An 18,236-nucleotide genomic window follows, 5' to 3' on the forward strand; every position below is an offset into this window, starting at 1 on the left:
TTTCTCAGATATCAGTTCAGTATAGTTTCTGGGGTTTCAATATTGACATTATCCTGATGACCATTTTGGCTGGTGGAACAGGTACTGTGTATTTCTGATTCTTCTCCCAGATAGACACCAAGAGCCCTGGCTGTTTCTATCCAAAATCCATTAGGGTCAAGTAGGCGGGGGCTATTCTGAAATACCTTTTCGAGGGAGACGGTGACAACTTGGTGGTTGCTCCAAGCCACCATTTTGCCATAGTCCTCAGCCGCAATCACATCAACAGCAGTTTTACCAAAAGCGGTAGCCAGCAAGCGATCTTGAGAGGAAGGCGCACCACCCCGCTGGACATGACCAAGGACTGTAGCTCGCGATTCTACCCCTAGTGTAGTTTCAATTTCCGTAGCCACATATTCACCTATACCGCGTAATCGCACTTCTCCCAAAGCATCTTTATAAGACCGGGACTCTCCGCTGGTAGTTTTAGCACCTTCAGCGACGACGACGATCGCAAATTTGCGCTCCCATAAATTCCGTAACTGCTGTATGCGTTTACACAAACCAGAGACAGAATAGCGAATTTCTGGAATCAAGATAGCATCTGCGCCGCCAACAATTCCAGAATGTAGAGCTAAGTGTCCGGTGGTGCGACCCATAACTTCGACAACCATCACCCGATCATGGCTCGCAGCCGTACAGCTAAGGCGATCGAGGGAATCTAAAATTGTACTCACAGCGGAATTAAAACCCACCGAGAGTTCCGTACAAGCGACATCATTATCAATAGTCTTGGGAACCCCTACCAGGTTCATATTGCCCTTTTTCGCCAATTTGTGCAAAATGGCAAGGCTACCGTCTCCACCAATAGCGATCAGAGCATCCAATTCCAAGTCATGGTAGCCAGAAATTACCTCATCAGCTTGAGCCTCGGTATCTCCCTTATTAATGGACCCCAGAATAGTCCCACCCATACTCAGTAACGGGTCAATCCCATGGCGTTCTAATCCATAGCGGTTCAACACAACACTTTTACGCTCAATTAGGCCCTGGGTGGCATAGGGAATGCCCCGTACTTCCCAATTATATTCACAAGTAGCATAATTCACGACCGCGCGAATTACTGCATTCAGACCGGGACAGTCTCCTCCACTGGTCAAAATCCCGATACGCTTACGTTTAGTCATAATATGTAAGCCTCCAAAAGTTAGGAACTTCAATTCTTGCCGATCGCCTTCTCCCGGACAGTTCCAGGTTTTCCATCCCAATCTAGTTTTGGTTTTTGGCCAAATTGGTCGTCAACTTATGCAACCTGTCTTTAGGGATATGGGCAATCTTCCCGTTAAACTGGGCTATCTTGGTTAGTCTGGGCTTTAGTTCTTCGAGCCCATTGAGCCGTTGTTACCGTCACACTTCAAATCCTACAGCCAATCACACCAAAGGATGTATAATTTTGGTTTTTTTTAGTTTTTCTTAACCTGGGTTTAAACCCCGTTACTCAAATTTTACAACTAGATCATATCAGCCGATCGCCACTTATCTAGGAGTTGACAAAATCCCATAATTGTGCATAAATGATATCGGCAAATTTGAGGAAATCCTGACATCAGACCACTAATTTAATATTAATTTAAGATTCTTGGGATGCCCCGAAATTTGAGAAAAGCATATAGCTGTGGTAAGGTGGCTATGGTAATCTCCCCCTAGGGCTATCGCATACTTGTTTAACAATTAATAATTGTTTAAGCTGCATTACCAATCTGCTCTCTGTGGTAGAATACCAGCAGTTGAACTCTGTCCCTTGCTATTTTCTCGGCTAGAAAATTATTTCTAGCCCCAAAATTTTGCTGTTAAAACCAAGTTTTTGACAGTATTTAAACAGTGGTGTTATCCCAACGGAGGATTATCTGAATCATGACAATTAAAGTAGGTATTAACGGATTTGGTCGCATCGGACGCTTAGTCATGCGCTATGGTAGCAAACACCCTGACATTCAGTTTGTCGGCATTAATGATCTAGTCCCGGCTGATGCCTTAGCATACCTGTTAAAATACGACTCTACCCACAAACGTTTTGACGGTCAAGTAGAATCCCAAGATGAAGCCATTGTGGTTAATGGACAAACCATTCGCTGTACATCTATCAAAGATCCCACCCAACTACCATGGAAGGAACTAGGAGTAGATTATGTAGTAGAATCTACTGGCTTATTTACCAACTATGATGGCGCTTATAAGCACATCGAAGCAGGTGCTAAACGGGTAGTTATTTCCGCACCCACCAAAGACCCAGAAAAAGTCAAAACCTTAGTGGTTGGGGTTAACCATCAAGACTTCGATCCAGCTTCTCACCCCATTGTTTCCAATGCTAGTTGTACCACCAACTGTTTAGCGCCGATTTCTAAAGTTATTCAAGACAACTTTGGGTTAGCAGAAGGTCTAATGACCACAGTTCACTCTTTGACGGCGACTCAACCAACGGTAGACGGTCCTAGTCGCAAAGACTGGCGTGGTGGACGTGGTGCGACTCAAAACATCATCCCGGCTTCCACCGGAGCGGCTAAAGCTGTTACCCTAGTATTACCAGAACTAAAAGGCCGTTTAACTGGTATGGCTTTCCGGGTTCCCACTCCTAACGTCTCAGCGGTAGACCTAACTTTCCGCACAGAAAAAGCCACGACCTATGACGAGATTTGTGCAGCGATGAAATCGGCTTCCGAAGGTGCGATGAAAGGCATTTTAGGATACACAGATGAAGATGTAGTTTCTTCGGACTTTATTACGGACGGTCATTCTAGCATTTTTGATGCGGGAGCGGGAATCGAACTGAACTCTAATTTCTTTAAAATAGTATCTTGGTACGATAACGAATGGGGTTATTCCTGTCGCGTAATTGACCTAATGCTATCTATGGCTAAGGCTGACGGTTTACTGTAGTTACCATAGCGATTCTGGTTGGGAGACCCTACGCGATCACATCTTAGGGAAACCCGGTTTTGACAAAAATCGGGTTTCTGGTTTCCTAAAAACAAGTCTCATCTACATCGGAGTAAACGGCGATGCACGAAGTTGGTATTATGGAACAAACTTTAGCGATCGCCTTACAAAAAGCTAAAGAACAGGGCGCTAATCAGATTCACCGTATTAAAATGACAGTAGGCGCTGATTCTGGAGTAGCCGTAGAAGCCCTAGAATTTGCTTTTGATGTCGTGGTTGCTGGAACGATCGCCGCCAAAGCCAAATTCGAGATCGACTATCTCCCGGTTCGCTGTTACTGTCACCACTGTAATCAGGAATTTGAACCCAAAACCTGGTTTTATGAATGTCCCCAGTGTGGCGAACCCAGTCTTGACATTCGCCAAGGAAGAGAATTAGAACTGACATCCTTAGAGGTTTCGTAGTTATGTGTACCAATTGCGGTTGCGCCGTTACACCGGGAAACATCCACATTCACAGTCACGCAACAGATCACGATCACGATCATGGTCACGATCACGATCATGATCACCATCACCACCATGGTCACGATCACGATCATGATCACCATCACCACCATGGTCACGATCATCACCACCACCATGATCATAACCATGATCATCAGCACAGCGAACATCAAACAGTGGATGTTCACACAGCCATCCTTTCCAAAAATGACCGACTCGCGGAAAGAAATCGAGGCTTCTTTTTAGCGAAAAAACTGTTTGCGATCAATGTGCTGTCTTCTCCCGGTTCAGGAAAAACAGCATTACTGGAACGCACTTTATCAGATATGGGTTCCCGTCTCAATAGTGCGGTAATTGTGGGAGACCTGGAAACTGATAATGATGCTCAAAGGTTGCGACGAACCGGAATGCAGGTAGTGCAAATTACGACGGGAAGCGTCTGTCACCTGGAAGCGGAAATGATCTCCCAGGCTTTAAGTAAAATCAACCTGGATAATCTGCAATTATTATTTATCGAAAATGTGGGGAACCTAGTTTGTCCCGCCGCCTACGACCTGGGGGAAAATTTGCGGGTAGCTGTGTTGTCGGTGACGGAAGGAGAAGATAAACCCCTAAAATATCCGACTCTGTTCAAAACTGCCAATATAGCCATCATCAATAAAATCGACATTGCGGAAGCGGTAGGGTTCGATCGCGAAACTGCGATTAACAATATCCGCCGCATTGCACCACAAGCTGAGATTTTGGAGGTATCTGCTCGTACTGGGGAAGGTATGGAAGCCTGGTATGATTACCTGGAGAAGGCTTGTTCGTTAGAAGCGATCGCCATCTAAAATCAGGGATGGGGAGTCTGGAGACTTCCAACGAAGGACTCCACCATAGGTCGTCCCGTGAGTAGTAGTCACACAAAAAACCAGGGGGAATTCAGCCCCAGGGCGAACGATGGGATTCGAAGTCATCAGGATAGCTATAACCCCTATTCTACCGCCATTCTAATGCACTCAAAAGCGATCGCACATTTAGGAGTTAGTGCAAAATGAGTGCAAGTACAAACAGTACACATAGTGGTACATATCAAGGCTTTGAGGATATTCTTGAGTTTTTCAACCTATCCCGCAAACAATGTCCCAAAGGTGTCAGGATTAAGCGTAACCGGGGGACAATTCAGCTAGACATCACTACTGACCCGGAGACGGGAGGGCGTAAGCAGCGAGGATGTAATTGTCAGTTCACTTCTGAGGGTATCCGTAAGGCCGTTGATAAGGCTTGGTTAGTTCATAAATCCCTTGACGGACAATTTCAGTCGGTGTCTGAATGGCTGGACTGGTACAAGGCTACTATCCTTGATGAAAACAAAACCCCTTTGGAAAACGACTTAATCACCTATCGCCAAGTGTTTAAAGAGATGGAAGATGATTACTTTAATGGGGTACACAAGAACACTAAACGGAAGCGCTCTCGCGATATATCAAGTGACCAAAGTTCATTTAAACGCTGTTTTCTTACTGTGTTTAACAAAGTCACAGACTGGGATGTTTATGTGAGCTGGGATGGTATCAAAGAAGCACTGTATAGCCCATTACAGGACGGTAATAGTCCGGTAGGTCACAAAGACTTCAAAAATCGTTACTATCGATTAAGACAAGTAGCAGAACGTGCTGGCTGCAAAAAAGCACTAGAGAAATGAGAAAAGATTGACCCCGCCCAGACAGTGTTTACTAAGTCCCAAAGTATAGATTTAGATACCTTGCTAGGTTTGCTAAATAAGGAACGCAACACTGATTATCGTTCTGTCACAGAAAATCAAGTACGTGATGGCTGGTGTTGGGTGTCGGCAATGTGTGCTTTATACGGGTTGAGACCATCAGAGGTCGCGGCAGTACAAAACCTAAACAAGGTAGTCAAGATTGACGGTATCACTTTCCCGGCCATATCTGACCCTAACAACCTTGAGTTAGTGTTGGTTATTGGTGAGTTTACTTACTTTGGTAGTAGCACCAAAACAGGTCAACGGTTGGCTATCCCAATGTCAAAAGACAAGGCTTTGATTGACCGTCTTGGGATTCATAACGTTTGTTTGCCTATTACAACATCTAAAGACCCTAATGGTTTTAATAATAACCACAGGTTATGGCTTAAACGTCACGATTGGGGCTTTACTCAAGCATTAGCTTTCCGACATCTAGCCAACCAATTAGGTGAGATGAATGGGATACCGCAGGAAATCAGAGCACGTTCATTTGGTCACAGTGTTGCGGTCAATGACAGCAAATATAGCACAAGACAGAATACTTAGGACGTATAATGGAGAGGACGAGATGACTAAGAAGACCCAAAATGCCAGCCCCCTATAGTTACGACCTCAGACAAAAAGTTATTGATGCCATTGAACTAGACGGTATGCCCAAAACAGAAGCCAGTCAAGTTTTCCATGTCAGCCGGAACACCATTAATCTCTGGCTGCAAAGAAAAGCACAGACCGGAGACTTCCTCCCTAAACCTAATCACCCACCTGGCAATAACCACAAAATTACCGACTGGCAGAAATTCAAGGCTTTTGCCCAAGAGCATGGCCACAAAACCTCCGCTCAAATGGCTGAACTTTGGGATGACGACATCTCTCCTCGCACCATATCCAGAGCCTTGAAGAAAATTGGCTTCACCAGAAAAAAAAACTTACGGCTACCAAGAACGTTGGAAGCAACAGCGAGAGGAGTTTATGGCTCAGATTGAACATATGGAGCCACAAGAAGTGGTCTACCTCGATGAAGCCGGCATGAATAGTCAGGACTCGGATTACCCTTATGGTTACTGCGAGGAAGGAAAACGCTTCCATGCACTCAAATCAGGGAAGAGGCAGGGCAGGGTAAGTATGATAGCCGCATGGTGTCATCAACAACTCTTAGCTCCCTTTAGCTTTGAGGGTTGTTGTAATCGGACAGTGTTTGAGTTGTGGTTGGAGTTCATCTTAATTCCAACATTGAAGCCAGGTCAGACTCTAGTATTGGACAATGCAACGTTTCATAAAGGGGGGCGGATTGCTGAACTGGTGGAGGCAGCTCAATGCCGTTTACTCTATCTACCACCTTATTCGCCAGACCTCAACAAGATAGAGAAATGTTGGTCGTGGCTGAAAGCCCGTATTCGCCACTGCATTGAGCAGTTTGATTCTCTCCATGATGCCATGGATTCCGTTCTCCAAGCTGCGTCCTAACCACCTTGACTAATGCTATAGTATGAGACTCGGGGCGACAGACCACGATGAAGTTAAGTTGCTGCTCCAGAAACTGCTGGCACAACGGTTGATGGCAATAGAGATCATCTCCTAAAACCGTGACCTTCACAGCCCATTAGCGTTGCCCTTGACTTGATAGCCAGCGTTTCGCGGCAGCATTTTCACAGTCTTGCTTGTCATGACCATCTTGGGGCACGATCAATTCAGGAACCAAGGGAATCACACCAGTCTTTCCCGGACAGACGATGACTGGGGTGACAACGCTATGGAAGTAATGGGTTTCTCCTGACTTCAGGGTGCGCTTCGAGCATTGGGGGCAGTGAATTTTGTAGGAACTGAAGTATTCAGTGCCATCCAACGCTACTAATAGACTGCCCCCAAGTGAACGGAAGCCTTCTAACTGCCCCTGGACTTCCAATACTTGTAAGATATCCTCAAAGACCGGAAAGATGTGGTCTGGTGACACTGAGTCCAACAAATCCCGGATGTGGTTGTCCGAGGGAATTTGATGAATCCCAAACCAGCTTTGAGCATTGCTCTTGCCTTTGTTGCCTTCCATGGTGCGTTGATAGGCAAGGAATGATGGGGTTTGAGTGAAGAACACACTAAACGCGCTTAGAGCTGCGTCTTCCATCCCATAGTGGCTATTCTTACCAGTACGCTTGTCCGGTAACGAGGACAAACGCTGGCGAAAAGAACTGACGATTGTGTCAAACAACTTATGTTTTTCCAACGGCTCTGACCATATTGGCTCTTGGATGTCCTTACACTACCCCATTTTCCGTCCTTGAGTCGCTTTTTTCTAAAATGAGAATTGCTGGGGGGAGGAATGGATATTTGACAGATTGATTAAGTTGTGCTTATTGATTAACCCGTCAATAATTAAGTTTTGTTGCTAAGGGATATGCACTAATCGTCCCGTGTGCTAAGACTGAATGGAGTGCATATTAAGTGTAACGGTACGACTATCGGGTTAAGTAAATCCCGCTATTGCAGCTAGGATAAGGTGATAGACTTCAGGGCGAACGATGGGATTCGAACCCACGAGTGGAGGAACCACAATCCTCTGCCTTAACCACTTGGCTACGCCCGCCATACGATTAGTAATCGTAGCACAGACATCAAATAAAAAGCAATAACCTGAGCGAAATTTTTTTTTCGGCTAGCGGAGACAGGGAAAAGCCGGGTTAACCCAATCATGAGCAGGTATCGAGTCCCTAATGGACAGATGAGTTAACCCATCAGATATAGCACTAGTCAATACGGTTAGGACGCAGCATTGAGAACAGAATCCATGGCATCATGGAGAGAATCAAACTGCTCAATACAATGGCGAATGCGGGCTTTCAACCACGACCAACATTTCTCTATCTTGTTGAGCTCTGGCGAACAAGGCGGAAGATAGAGTAAACGGCATTGAGCTGCCTCCACCAGTTCAGCAATCCGCCCCCCTTTATGAAACGTTGCATTGTCCAATACTAGAGTCTGACCTGGCTTCAATGTTGGAATTAAGATGAACTCCAACCACAACTCAAACACTGTCCGATTACAACAACCCTCAAAGCTAAAGGGAGCTAAGAGTTGTTGATGACACCATGCGGCTATCATACTTACCCTGCCCTGCCTCTTCCCTGATTTGAGTGCATGGAAGCGTTTTCCTTCCTCGCAGTAACCATAAGGGTAATCCGAGTCCTGACTATTCATGGCGGCTTCATCGAGGTAGACCACTTCTTGTGGCTCCATCTGTTCAATCTGAGCCATAAACTCCTCTCGCTGTTGCTTCCAACGTTCTTGGTAGCCGTAAGTTTTTTTTCTGGTGAAGCCAATTTTCTTCAAGGCTCTGGATATGGTGCGAGGAGAGATGTCGTCATCCCAAAGTTCAGCCATTTGAGCGGAGGTTTTGTGGCCATGCTCTTGGGCAAAAGCCTTGAATTTCTGCCAGTCGGTAATTTTGTGGTTATTGCCAGGTCGGTGATGAGGTTTAGGGAGGAAGTCTCCGGTCTGTGCTTTTCTTTGCAGCCAGAGATTAATGGTGTTCCGGCTGACATGGAAAACTTGACTGGCTTCTGTTTTGGGCATACCGTCTAGTTCAATTGCATCAATAACTTTTTGTCTGAGGTCGTAACTATAGGGGGCTGGCATTTTTGGTCTTCTTAGTCATCTCGTCCTCTCCATTATACGTCCTAACTTTCCTGTCTTGTGCTATAGATGTGTTATTGGGAAAAAGCCCCGCTGATTTGTTGGTCAAGCGGGGCTTTTTACTGTTGAAAGTTTGAATGTAGAATAGAAATAGTCCGGTCGCTGACCCGATGCTAGGGAACTCTACCATCGCAGCCAGGTAAAGCTCTGTAAAGAGTTTGGCGTTATTCACGGGATCTTCATATTTTCCCATTAGGCTTGATGTTGTAGCCCAAACCCTGCATCCCCCTGGAGGTAGAAATTATGCCATCAGTGTATCTAGCACTACTTATATTAACATTTGGCTCTCTTTTGGTGTATATGCAAACATCCGAAGATATTCCCTTTGTTTTGGCAGGATTAACCGGAATTGTTTGTTTTATATGGGGTTTCGCCTTTGCACACTGGAGCCTACAAATCTTAATTGTTTTGGGTCTATTAAAACTATATAAACTCCACATTCCTGATAGTCTCACTTCCCGGTAATGGACAAAATACCCCTGAACTATCAGGGGTATTTTTACTTTTAAGGTACTCGGTCAAGACTGACATTAAGTAAACCATACCTTTCCCAGCCTTGAGCATCAAAATGCCACCATTCAGTCATTAAGGGTTCAAAGCCATATTGTTTCATTTTCAACTCTAATAAGTTGCTATTGCGACGGACTTGGGGTTCATTGCCTGTGTAATCTCTCCAGGCTTTCTCGGTAAAATCATCGTAATCTGTAGGCATTTCCAGAGGTTGACCAGTTCTCAAATCTACTAGAGTCAAATCAACCGCCGCGCCGCGATTGTGACGGGAACCCCGCGCCGGATTACCTACATAACGGGAATCTGGGAGAATTTGCCACATTTGCCAAGTCACAGACCAAGGGCGATAACAATCATAAACCATTAACCCTAATCCCATGGTTTCTAGGTCTTTTTGTACATCGGAAAGTCTCTGGGCGAAGGGACGACGGAGTAGGCATCGAGACACAGGGTAAAGGGTTCGGTTGACAAAATTATTGGGGGTTGCATAGCGAATATCTAAGCGAATATTGCGATTGACAGATTGAATATCTACCAGTCGATTAGCTGCTGAAACTTGGCTATAATCTGTAATGAGGTTAGGGGGAGGTGTTTGAGCGATTAAAGGCAGGCTGTAAGCTGGTTCTGCCCACAAGTTACATGACCAAAATACCAGAACAAATGTAATGATAACTAACGCAGTTTTTCTTAGCATATTACCTCTTTATTGTCAAGATTTTTGGCAGTTCAATTTAGATAAATTTCATCGGCAGGGAATTATTAACTAAGTATTGACTATTGATACTGAGAGTAAATTCCCTGAGCCAGAGGATTTAGATGCTTAATCTTTGATAGATGTCATCTAAATGTTTAAGGTGATGTTCAGCCTGAAAACAGGATTCAATTTCATCTGGGGATAGGTAAGACTGGATAGCAGAGTCTTGGGTAATTAATTGATGAAAATCCCCGTCGGGAGTATTCCAAGCCTGATGAGCGCAGGATTGAACAATGCGATAAGCGTCCTCCCGACTCATGCCTTTTTCCACTAGGGTAAGTAAGACGCGCTGGCTGAAGACTACGCCACCATAGAGGTTCATATTCCGCTTCATGTTGTCAGGATAAACCAGAAGATTTTTCACCAAATCTGTGATTTCTACTAACATGAAATGGGTAATAATGGAAGCATCGGGTAAAATCATGCGTTCGACAGAACTATGGGAAATATCCCGTTCATGCCATAGGGCTACATTTTCTAAGGCGGCGATCGCATGACCACGCACAATGCGGGCTAGTCCGGTGAGGCGTTCGCTACGGATAGGGTTGCGTTTGTGAGGCATAGCAGATGAGCCTTTTTGACCCCGTGCGAAAAATTCCTCTACTTCTAAAACGTCTGTACGTTGCAGATTGCGGATTTCTACGGCAAATCTCTCAATGGAAGCAGCCAGCAAGGCGAGGGTTTGCACATATTCAGCATGAATATCTCGGGAAATTACCTGAGTTGAGGCGGTGTCGGGTTGCAGTCCCAGTTTTTGACAGGCGATCGCCTCTACCCTCGGATCAACATTAGCATAGGTTCCCACCGCCCCGGAAATCTTACCTACAGCGATTTGTTGTCGCAGACGTACCAGACGTTCCCGGTTGCGACAGACTTCGGCTAACCATCCGGCTAGTTTAAAGCCAAAGGTGATGGGTTCGGCGTGAATACCATGCGATCGACCAATCATCACGGTATTTCGATGCTGTTGCGCCTGATAGCGAATGGCTTGGGCTAGGGTCTCTACCTGTTCGAGAAGTAAATCCGTACTAGCTACCAGTTGCAAAGCTAGGGCTGTGTCTAAAACGTCGGAACTGGTTAACCCTAGGTGAATGTAGCGTCCAGCATCCCCAACATATTCGTTAACATTGGTAAGAAAGGCAATCACATCATGGCGCACTTGGGCTTCAATTTCTAGGACGCGCGCTAGGTCAAAATTGGCTTTGGCTTGAATTTCCTCCACGGCTGACTCTGGAATATAGCCGAGTTCGGCTTGGGCTTCACAGGCGGCAATTTCCACCTGTAGCCACGTTTTTAGCTTATAGTTGTCTGTCCACAGCGAACCCATTTCGGGTAAGGTATAGCGTTCAATCATTGGGATTGTCAGAACTCTGTTGATTTTTAAGGCTAGTGTCTAAAATTCTCTACTGGCTAGGGTTTAGCAGGTTTTGGCTTAATCGGGAAGTTTGAACACCCGACGATCGCAAAATCACAGCTCCTCGACCAATATTTCATTTTGACATACCACCGTGCCTAAGATTACTAGATTCCCGGTCTGTCAACACCGATCAATCTGGGGATGTATCATGGGTGCATTTGGGAGACCCCCAGATCACCAGCCAGCCCACCCCCAGGACCACTAATCAGCTATGCCTTTTGAGATATTCCTTTCAGCCTGTTGTCAGCTTAGGGGCTTAACATAAAATTAGCAAGCGCTATAATATCAGAGTTTTGTCTTGTCCTGACTCTCTTGAGGTGCTATCGGCTATATGATGAAAGGAAAATTTTATAGGTTTCATCGAGTAATTAAATGTTTTGCGATCGGTTTATTAGCCGTGGGGATGTTCGCCCCTTGGGGAACTGCAGCGATCGCACAATTGCCACCCCTTCCCACATTTCAGGATATCACGAGAGTCAGTAACCCTCGGATTCGAGCTAGAGCCTGTGCTAACTTATTTTGTGCCCCGGTTAGACTCGATAATCGCAGCATCCTTGAAGTCACTTCTCAACCGACTATCTCCCCAGATCATCCTCAAGATTTTGACGTTCAGCAGAGAGTTCAACGCATTGAAAAAATTTTGATGTCCATTGTGGCGGCGGTAGAAAATCCCGACACCCTCCGAATTGAAGTGGGTATCCGCAATGATGAAACTGTCGTGTATGCTCCTGAACAACCGCAAATACAGGATCAGGTGATCATCACAATTACTGATTTTGACTCCCTTCATCAAGGACAATCTAAAAAAGCGATCGCTAAACAGTGGCGAGATACCATCTATCAAGAATTGTACCGTTCCATCTCAGAACGCCGCGCCTTTCAACAGTATTTCTGGAATCGCAAACTTCCCTTTACCCTCCTATTTTTGGGGATAATCATCCTGAGTAGCTGGATATTATGGCAAGTCCAGAAAATCATTGACCGAGAAAATCAACGCATCCAAAATTTATCTCAAACCGCCACAGATATTATTGAAGCTGACCCCAACTCTGACCCTAAAATCATACCTAAATCCCGGTTTAAATTTGGATTTAATCAGATTTGGAGTCGTTTACCCAATCTTTCTCCTAATCAAAAAAAGCAAGTTATTCAATTCCTCCGGCAGGTAACTCAGTGGGGACAAATTTTTATTTGGTTAGGGGGATTAGCCTATCTTTTATATTACTATCCAGCCACCCGCGCCATAGGTGTAGCCCTAGGGGGAGTTCCCCTCTCTTTATTGGTTTATTATCTCATTGTCATTGCCTCCATTAAAATCAGCCATTTGTCTATTGAATATTCCTTGCAAGAATGGGTTAACCAATCTCTGTTTAAATATCCCAATTCGCAGCAAAGATTTCTGTCACGACAAATCACATATATGGCAGCCCTGAAAGGTTTGGCATCATTTACCAGTTACTTTGTTGGCATTTTGTTGACCCTTAATACCATTCTCAGTTCAGTTTTTAATATTCAGATGAATGAAATATTAACCGGGGTCGGTGTCATTGGTTTTGCCTTAACTTACATCTTTCAGAGTACCATTAAAGATGTCTTAAATGGCTGTTTAATTTTGTGGAGTGACCAATATGCCGTCGGTGATGTAATTGCCGTAGAAGATAAAAGTGGTTTGGTCGAGTATATAAATCTTTATATCACCCAAATTCGCAATCTTGATGGCAATTTAATCACCATTCCTAATGGCAGTATTTCCATTGTAGAAAATATGACCAAAAATTGGTCGCGAGTTAATTTTACTATTGAGGTAGCCTATGATTCCGATATCCGCAAAGCCATGGAGGTTATGAAACAAGTCGGAGAAGAAATGCTACAGGAACCCCATTGGCGGAATTTGATTTTAGAATTACCCCAAGTTTTGGGGGTTGATGCCGTGAGTCATCGGGGAATGTTGGTCCGCATTTGGATTACTACTCAACCTGTGAAACAGTGGGAAGTCGGTCGAGAGTTTCGGTGTCGGGTCAAAGAAGCCTTCGACCGTGAAGGGATTAAAATTGGCATTCCTCAGCAAACTTTGTGGCATCAAGGCTATCATCATTTATTAGACCAAAATGGTAATCATGGCGGTGAGTTTTCCTCTTCTGTCAATTGACACCGACAATTTGACCGCCAATTATCCTGCTGAAGTAAGATGCAGGAGGCTAGATTAGAACTAACAGTTCCCAAACAGCCTGTTATTTATATGGGGTAGGAAATGCTCGGCGTGGTAGCTGTAGCGTGAATCCGTTAAACTACTGATACTGACCTGGGTATGGGGTACTGAGAACCCCCTAGTAGAGGAAAATTGATAACTAATGAGGTGGACTTGAGATTATTGTGTTAACTGAACTGAAACCGAAAATTTCTGAATTAGAAAATCTGGCGCGTGCCATTAGCTACGAACATCAGCGGTGTCTAGGAAGTCCCCAGACGGCGTTAGTTCCGGCTTACCATGCGGGAGTTTTATTGCTACAAGCACAAACCAAATTGACCTCGACTGACTGGGAAGGTTGGCTAGAGTCGATTGATATTTCTGCCCAAAGTGCTGACACTTATATGCAGATTGCTCGCACTTGGCCAGGATTTCTGGGGGTGGAAATAGGCATCGAGGCGGCTTGTATTGGGGAATATGCACCACAACCCAAACCTTTGGAATCAGAAGCCCAGAAGGAAGTAGAACCCCCCATAGAGGAAGTAGAACCCCCCATAGAGGAGGTCAAGGACTATGATACCCCTATTGATGTAGAATTTACCCCGGTTCCCCCAGAGGAGGAAATACCGCCCAAGACGGAATTGATTAGCTTTGTAATTGAGGGTGCTGTAGTTCCGAAGGCGCGTCCCCGGGTTACCAGTAATGGGACTTATTTACCTCCTCGATATCGGGAGTGGCGGAACCGGGCGGAAGTTGAATTGTATCGCCAGATATCAGAACGGAATTTAACAAATAAATTTCCCCTCAGACGGGCGGCGGTGACTATCCGTTTGTTTGGTAATCATCGGACCAATTCTGATATTGATAATTTGGCTGGTGCTTGTTTAGATGCTTTGACGTTGCAAGGGGCGGGGGTTTTGATGGATGACCGCTTGAGTTGTTTACCTAAACTGAGGGTAGAGTTTTTTCCAGATATCCCTAAAACTGGAGTATGGATAGACATTGAACCTCTTAGTTATTAACAGTTAATTAGCGGTTAATTATATAGATAACTTTTGACTAATTTAAATGCAGTTTAACCGCTATTTTAGCATCTTGTACTACGTCAATATATAACCTTTCTATATGGGTGATATTCTCATCTAAAGTATATTTTTCTAGGACTCTATTTCGGGCTTTTTTACCTAAAACAGTTGCCATTTCAGGGTGGTCTCTAAACACAGGTAATAAGGTTTGTAGTTGACTGCTAACGCCTTGGGTTTTTAAGACGACACCCGCGCCATTTTCTAAGACTTCACCATCAGCACCAGCATCGGTGGCTATGCAGGCGACACCACAGGCCATAGCTTCCAGTAGAGATAAGGATAGTCCTTCGACTAAGGAGGGTAAAATAAACACATCGGAGCCGCGTAAAATTTCGATGCGCTTATCTTCATCGCCGATAAAACCTGCCCAAATTATGCCGTCTTCTAAGCCATACAAGCCTTGCAGATAAGGGGCTAAGGGTCCATCTCCTACTAATAATAGGCGGCAGTTTTCACCCATGCGGGCTTTTTTCCAGCCTTTTAACATGGCTTCGACATTTTTTTCGGTGGCGATGCGTCCTTGATAGACGAAAATCCGATCGCTTTGAAGTTGAGATTTGAGGCGAGAGGTTCCGGGAGAATATTTTTGGACATCCACGCCATTAGGAATAATGGCTACTTTGTGTTCAGCGACTCCGAGTTTAACCAGTAAATCTTTCTGAATTTGAGAAAAGACAATTACCCGGTGATAATTAGCCAGGAAGGGAGCATAAATCTGGTACATCAGATGCTGAGTCCCAGAAGTCAGGTTGCGGAGTTTGCGATCGAAAGGGGGGTGAAAGGTGGCTACTAAGGGTAAGTTTAATTCTTCGCAAATTTCTGGGAGGAGGAAATCAAGGGGAGACAGGGTTAAGGAGGCATGAACCAGATCAGGCTTTAATGCTTGCAGAGACCGCATCAGTACCTTACTAGATTTGAGGGTAGGGATGGTGTAGATCTGAGACTTATAGAGACAGGGAAGTGGCACTTCTTTGGTTCTCTGAGTGTCACCGAGAGAATCGCTACTAAACTGGAAATCTTGGGCTGTAATTTTCCAGTGTCCATTTTCTGGGGGCCACTGTTCTCGACGTTCGGGGTGGGTGGTTTCTTGGGCAAAATGGATAAAGCTAACCTGATATCCCCGGTCAAGCAGCATATTGGTTACTTCCCGAGAGTAGGTAACGTTACCGCAAAATGGTGATTTTTTTCCAAGCCAAGCAATGTGCATTCAGATATGTTTGTATAAGGGTGATGGTCTTTTCGGATGACTTTATCATGGAGTTATAACCGTTGGCATCCTTCCCGGGGAAAATCGCAGATCAAAATTTACCGAGTCCTCCCCAAATCATGCCGGAAAATATGCCCCAGGCTGAACCAATCCCTGCGGAAACGATAATGGCTCCTAACAATAGGGGGATGCTGTTGTCTGGGGGGCTGGTTTGCAGCAATTGAGGAAATAGGGTAGATGCGATCGCTCCTAAAAAAGCGCCGGTAATAACTCCCAGGAAATTACCCCAAACCATACCCACCCACGCTCCCCGTCGTCCGGCTAGTCGTATAGCAGTGGGGAGGGGTGGTGCGCCGCCAATGGTGCCAAAGGTAGCACCAGATAGAATCCCCCCCAACGCACCCAATCCGGCGGCGACAATGGCTGTGACACAAATGCGAGAGATGATCTCTGGGGTGGAGTTACCAGGCTGGTCTAATTCCATGGCGAGGACGGCGATCGCTCCTAAAAGACTACCGATGGCTGTACCCAAAAAGGCTCCCCATATAGCACCTAGAATCATGCCATTTTTACCGTGTACACGGCCCTTGGGAACCGATAGAGGGGGTTTAAAGAGGTTCCAGATGGTACCCCACACCATACCCATAAACGCGCCCCACATAATCGCCTGACCAATGAGGGCATCTTGTTCTAAAGCGCCGAAAACGACTCCAGCTATGGCGGCGGCGATGAAGGTTCCACATAGACCACCAATGATGACGGGGATTTTGCTAGGTCCGGTAATGGGTTCGGGTATGAATAACCCGGCGGTGGCACCGAAAAAACAGCCCCAAATGCTACCGACGATCATGGCTCCGAGTATGCCGCTGGTGGGTCCAAAGAGGGCGAAAATTATGGCGACGATCGCTGATAAACAGGTAACTCCCCAAACACCCCCAACTATTGCGCCTTCGGTAATATGCCAAATTGCTAACCATGTGCGCGGTGATCTGATAATGGCGGGAGGTTGGGGACGTTTGAGGACCCGTCTGGGGCTTTTGGTGGTGGGGGTGATGACTCGCGATGGTTGTTGGGGACGGGTAACTCTAGGGTTGAGGGTGAGACGATGGCGCTTTTTGATTTTTAGTGGTTCTAGGTGTTGACCGGAACGCACAGCCTCTCGGGACGGAAAGGGATCGCGTCCTCCTAGTTGGCGGGTGCGATCGCACCAAGGACAGGATTTGAGATGGTTACTGTATCGGTGTTGTCGATTCTTAGTACAGGTGGTTAGGTCGGATTCTGCTTGCTTGAGCGCCTGTGTCCAAGCTATGGCTGGGGGGCGTTTTTCGGGGTAGTTGTGGCCGTCTTCAAAACAGCGGATAAATAGTTCCTGTAGGCTGGGGTGAAGGGTTTTGAAGGAGGGGGCTAAGGGCATCGGTTGGTAGGGGACTGGTTTTTTCCCATAGACGAAATGACCGGCTTTGATCCGCGCTTCTATGGCTGGGGGGTCGCCACTGCCTTGATATACCCCAGAAAAGGGGTGTGTTCCTTCCATTAGTAGTTGAAATATCAGCACTGCTAAACCAAAGCGATCGTGTTCTGCTGTGCGATCGATATCTCGGAAAGTCTGATTTTGCAATTCTGGCGGCGTAAATTCCGCTTTTCCTACCGGACAGCGAAACGTCAGGTCAGTATAGGGGTCGCGCACTTGGAAGGAGTCTGTATCTACTAGGGTGACAATGGCGGTATCGCTGACTAAAATATTGGATTCGTTGACATCTCCTACTACATAGCCTCCGCTGTGAATGTCGTTAAAAGCGGCAGCTAGGTTGCGCGCAGTACGGTGTAGGTAGAGATAGTTAAATAGGGGTTTCTGTTCCCGGCGGGTTTTGGGGGTGTAAAATGTGTGGATGGGTGCAGCCGCCGTGACTCGCGGCATTAGATACCCAACAATGTGGGGGCGGTTATCGACAGTCCGCAACAGGTCGATCGGCCAAGCGATTAAGGTCATCCCCGGCATTACGTCTAAATTGGCAGGGGGGGCGTTGTACATTAGGGTTAGTTTGTCTGCGTCTTCGTCCGTCGGGTTATGGTAGATTTTGGCTACTAGGGTGGGGTCGTTGGCAACAACGTAGATGCGACCCTCACCACCACTCCCAATGGGGTTTCTGGTGTCGAGGGTGATGATTTTTCCATTAAACTGGCGCTGCAACCGCATTATGCTTAGGAAATTGGGATAG

General features: G+C 45.8%; 14 protein-coding genes, 1 tRNA gene and 2 pseudogenes. 8 read left to right on the top strand and 9 right to left on the bottom strand.

Annotation, left to right across the window (positions count from 1 at the left end; genetic code table 11):
- Positions 1–11 precede the first annotated feature (11 nt).
- Positions 12–1,166, bottom strand: coding sequence for an ATP-dependent 6-phosphofructokinase (locus XZ46_RS06320; RefSeq protein ID WP_006620963.1), 1,155 nt, complete (start codon positions 1,164–1,166; stop codon positions 12–14).
- A 727-nt stretch (positions 1,167–1,893) separates the two neighbouring features.
- Here XZ46_RS06320 and gap point away from each other — a divergent pair.
- The 3 genes from gap (at position 1,894) to hypB (ending at position 4,255) form a co-directional block, all read left to right on the top strand.
- The gene (gap, locus tag XZ46_RS06325) at positions 1,894–2,916 is read left to right on the top strand and encodes a type I glyceraldehyde-3-phosphate dehydrogenase (RefSeq protein WP_006620962.1); all 1,023 of its coding nucleotides are present in this window, start codon (positions 1,894–1,896) and stop codon (positions 2,914–2,916) included.
- A 122-nt stretch (positions 2,917–3,038) separates the two neighbouring features.
- A complete protein-coding gene (gene hypA / locus XZ46_RS06330) occupies positions 3,039–3,380 on the top strand; it encodes a hydrogenase maturation nickel metallochaperone HypA (RefSeq protein WP_006620961.1) in 342 nt (113 codons plus the stop codon).
- A gap of 218 nt (positions 3,381–3,598) precedes the next feature.
- Positions 3,599–4,255 (top strand): hydrogenase nickel incorporation protein HypB, encoded by a 657-nt coding sequence (gene hypB, locus XZ46_RS06335; protein ID WP_488193806.1) that lies wholly within the window; start codon positions 3,599–3,601, stop codon positions 4,253–4,255.
- On the opposite strand, the gene XZ46_RS33940 is transcribed toward hypB, so the two are convergent.
- The gene (locus tag XZ46_RS33940; protein ID WP_006670668.1) at positions 4,235–4,381 is read right to left on the bottom strand and encodes a hypothetical protein; all 147 of its coding nucleotides are present in this window, start codon (positions 4,379–4,381) and stop codon (positions 4,235–4,237) included. The genes hypB and XZ46_RS33940 overlap by 21 nt on opposite strands.
- A gap of 77 nt (positions 4,382–4,458) precedes the next feature.
- Here XZ46_RS33940 and XZ46_RS37785 point away from each other — a divergent pair.
- Both XZ46_RS37785 and XZ46_RS31905 read left to right on the top strand, forming a co-directional pair.
- A pseudogene (locus XZ46_RS37785) lies at positions 4,459–5,712 on the top strand (site-specific integrase); the annotation flags it as partial.
- A 47-nt stretch (positions 5,713–5,759) separates the two neighbouring features.
- A protein-coding gene (locus XZ46_RS31905) for an IS630 family transposase (protein WP_157883427.1) occupies positions 5,760–6,636 on the top strand; the annotation gives its coding sequence in 2 pieces (ribosomal slippage) (positions 5,760–6,089 and positions 6,091–6,636; 876 coding nt in all).
- Between the two features lie 19 nt (positions 6,637–6,655).
- On the opposite strand, the pseudogene XZ46_RS06360 reads toward XZ46_RS31905, so the two are convergent.
- From XZ46_RS06360 to XZ46_RS06370, 3 genes and pseudogenes are all read right to left on the bottom strand, one after another.
- A pseudogene (locus XZ46_RS06360) lies at positions 6,656–7,363 on the bottom strand (ISNCY-like element ISAtsp9 family transposase); the annotation flags it as partial.
- A 314-nt stretch (positions 7,364–7,677) separates the two neighbouring features.
- Positions 7,678–7,750: transfer RNA gene (locus XZ46_RS06365), tRNA-His, on the bottom strand.
- Between the two features lie 173 nt (positions 7,751–7,923).
- Entirely contained in the window at positions 7,924–8,799 is an 876-nt protein-coding gene (locus XZ46_RS06370) for an IS630 family transposase (RefSeq protein WP_048894961.1), read from the bottom strand.
- A 300-nt stretch (positions 8,800–9,099) separates the two neighbouring features.
- Between XZ46_RS06370 and XZ46_RS06380 the strand changes: the two genes are divergently transcribed.
- Positions 9,100–9,321, top strand: coding sequence for a hypothetical protein (locus tag XZ46_RS06380; RefSeq protein ID WP_006668133.1), 222 nt, complete (start codon positions 9,100–9,102; stop codon positions 9,319–9,321).
- 40 nt (positions 9,322–9,361) lie between these two features.
- Here XZ46_RS06380 and XZ46_RS06385 read toward each other — a convergent pair whose 3' ends face one another.
- Together XZ46_RS06385 and purB are read right to left on the bottom strand one after the other, a co-directional pair.
- Positions 9,362–10,060, bottom strand: coding sequence for a M15 family metallopeptidase (locus tag XZ46_RS06385; RefSeq protein WP_006668132.1), 699 nt, complete (start codon positions 10,058–10,060; stop codon positions 9,362–9,364).
- A 118-nt stretch (positions 10,061–10,178) separates the two neighbouring features.
- Positions 10,179–11,474, bottom strand: a complete 1,296-nt coding sequence (gene purB / locus XZ46_RS06390) for an adenylosuccinate lyase (RefSeq protein WP_006620952.1) — start codon at positions 11,472–11,474, stop codon at positions 10,179–10,181.
- A gap of 394 nt (positions 11,475–11,868) precedes the next feature.
- Between purB and XZ46_RS06395 the strand changes: the two genes are divergently transcribed.
- Positions 11,869–13,686 (top strand): mechanosensitive ion channel family protein, encoded by a 1,818-nt coding sequence (locus tag XZ46_RS06395; protein WP_008049188.1) that lies wholly within the window; start codon positions 11,869–11,871, stop codon positions 13,684–13,686.
- A 224-nt stretch (positions 13,687–13,910) separates the two neighbouring features.
- Positions 13,911–14,747: a RusA family crossover junction endodeoxyribonuclease gene (locus XZ46_RS06400; RefSeq protein WP_008049189.1), complete on the top strand. Its 837-nt coding sequence runs from the start codon at positions 13,911–13,913 to the stop codon at positions 14,745–14,747.
- 37 nt (positions 14,748–14,784) lie between these two features.
- Here the strand turns inward: XZ46_RS06400 and XZ46_RS06405 are convergent, their stop codons facing one another.
- Positions 14,785–16,017: a glycosyltransferase family 4 protein gene (locus XZ46_RS06405; protein ID WP_006668130.1), complete on the bottom strand. Its 1,233-nt coding sequence runs from the start codon at positions 16,015–16,017 to the stop codon at positions 14,785–14,787.
- 91 nt (positions 16,018–16,108) lie between these two features.
- Positions 16,109–18,214, bottom strand: coding sequence for a hypothetical protein (locus XZ46_RS06410; protein WP_006668129.1), 2,106 nt, complete (start codon positions 18,212–18,214; stop codon positions 16,109–16,111).
- Positions 18,215–18,236: the final 22 nt, after the last annotated feature.

The organism is Limnospira indica PCC 8005, from assembly GCF_000973065.1.
GTDB classification, from domain to species: domain Bacteria; phylum Cyanobacteriota; class Cyanobacteriia; order Cyanobacteriales; family Microcoleaceae; genus Limnospira; species Limnospira fusiformis.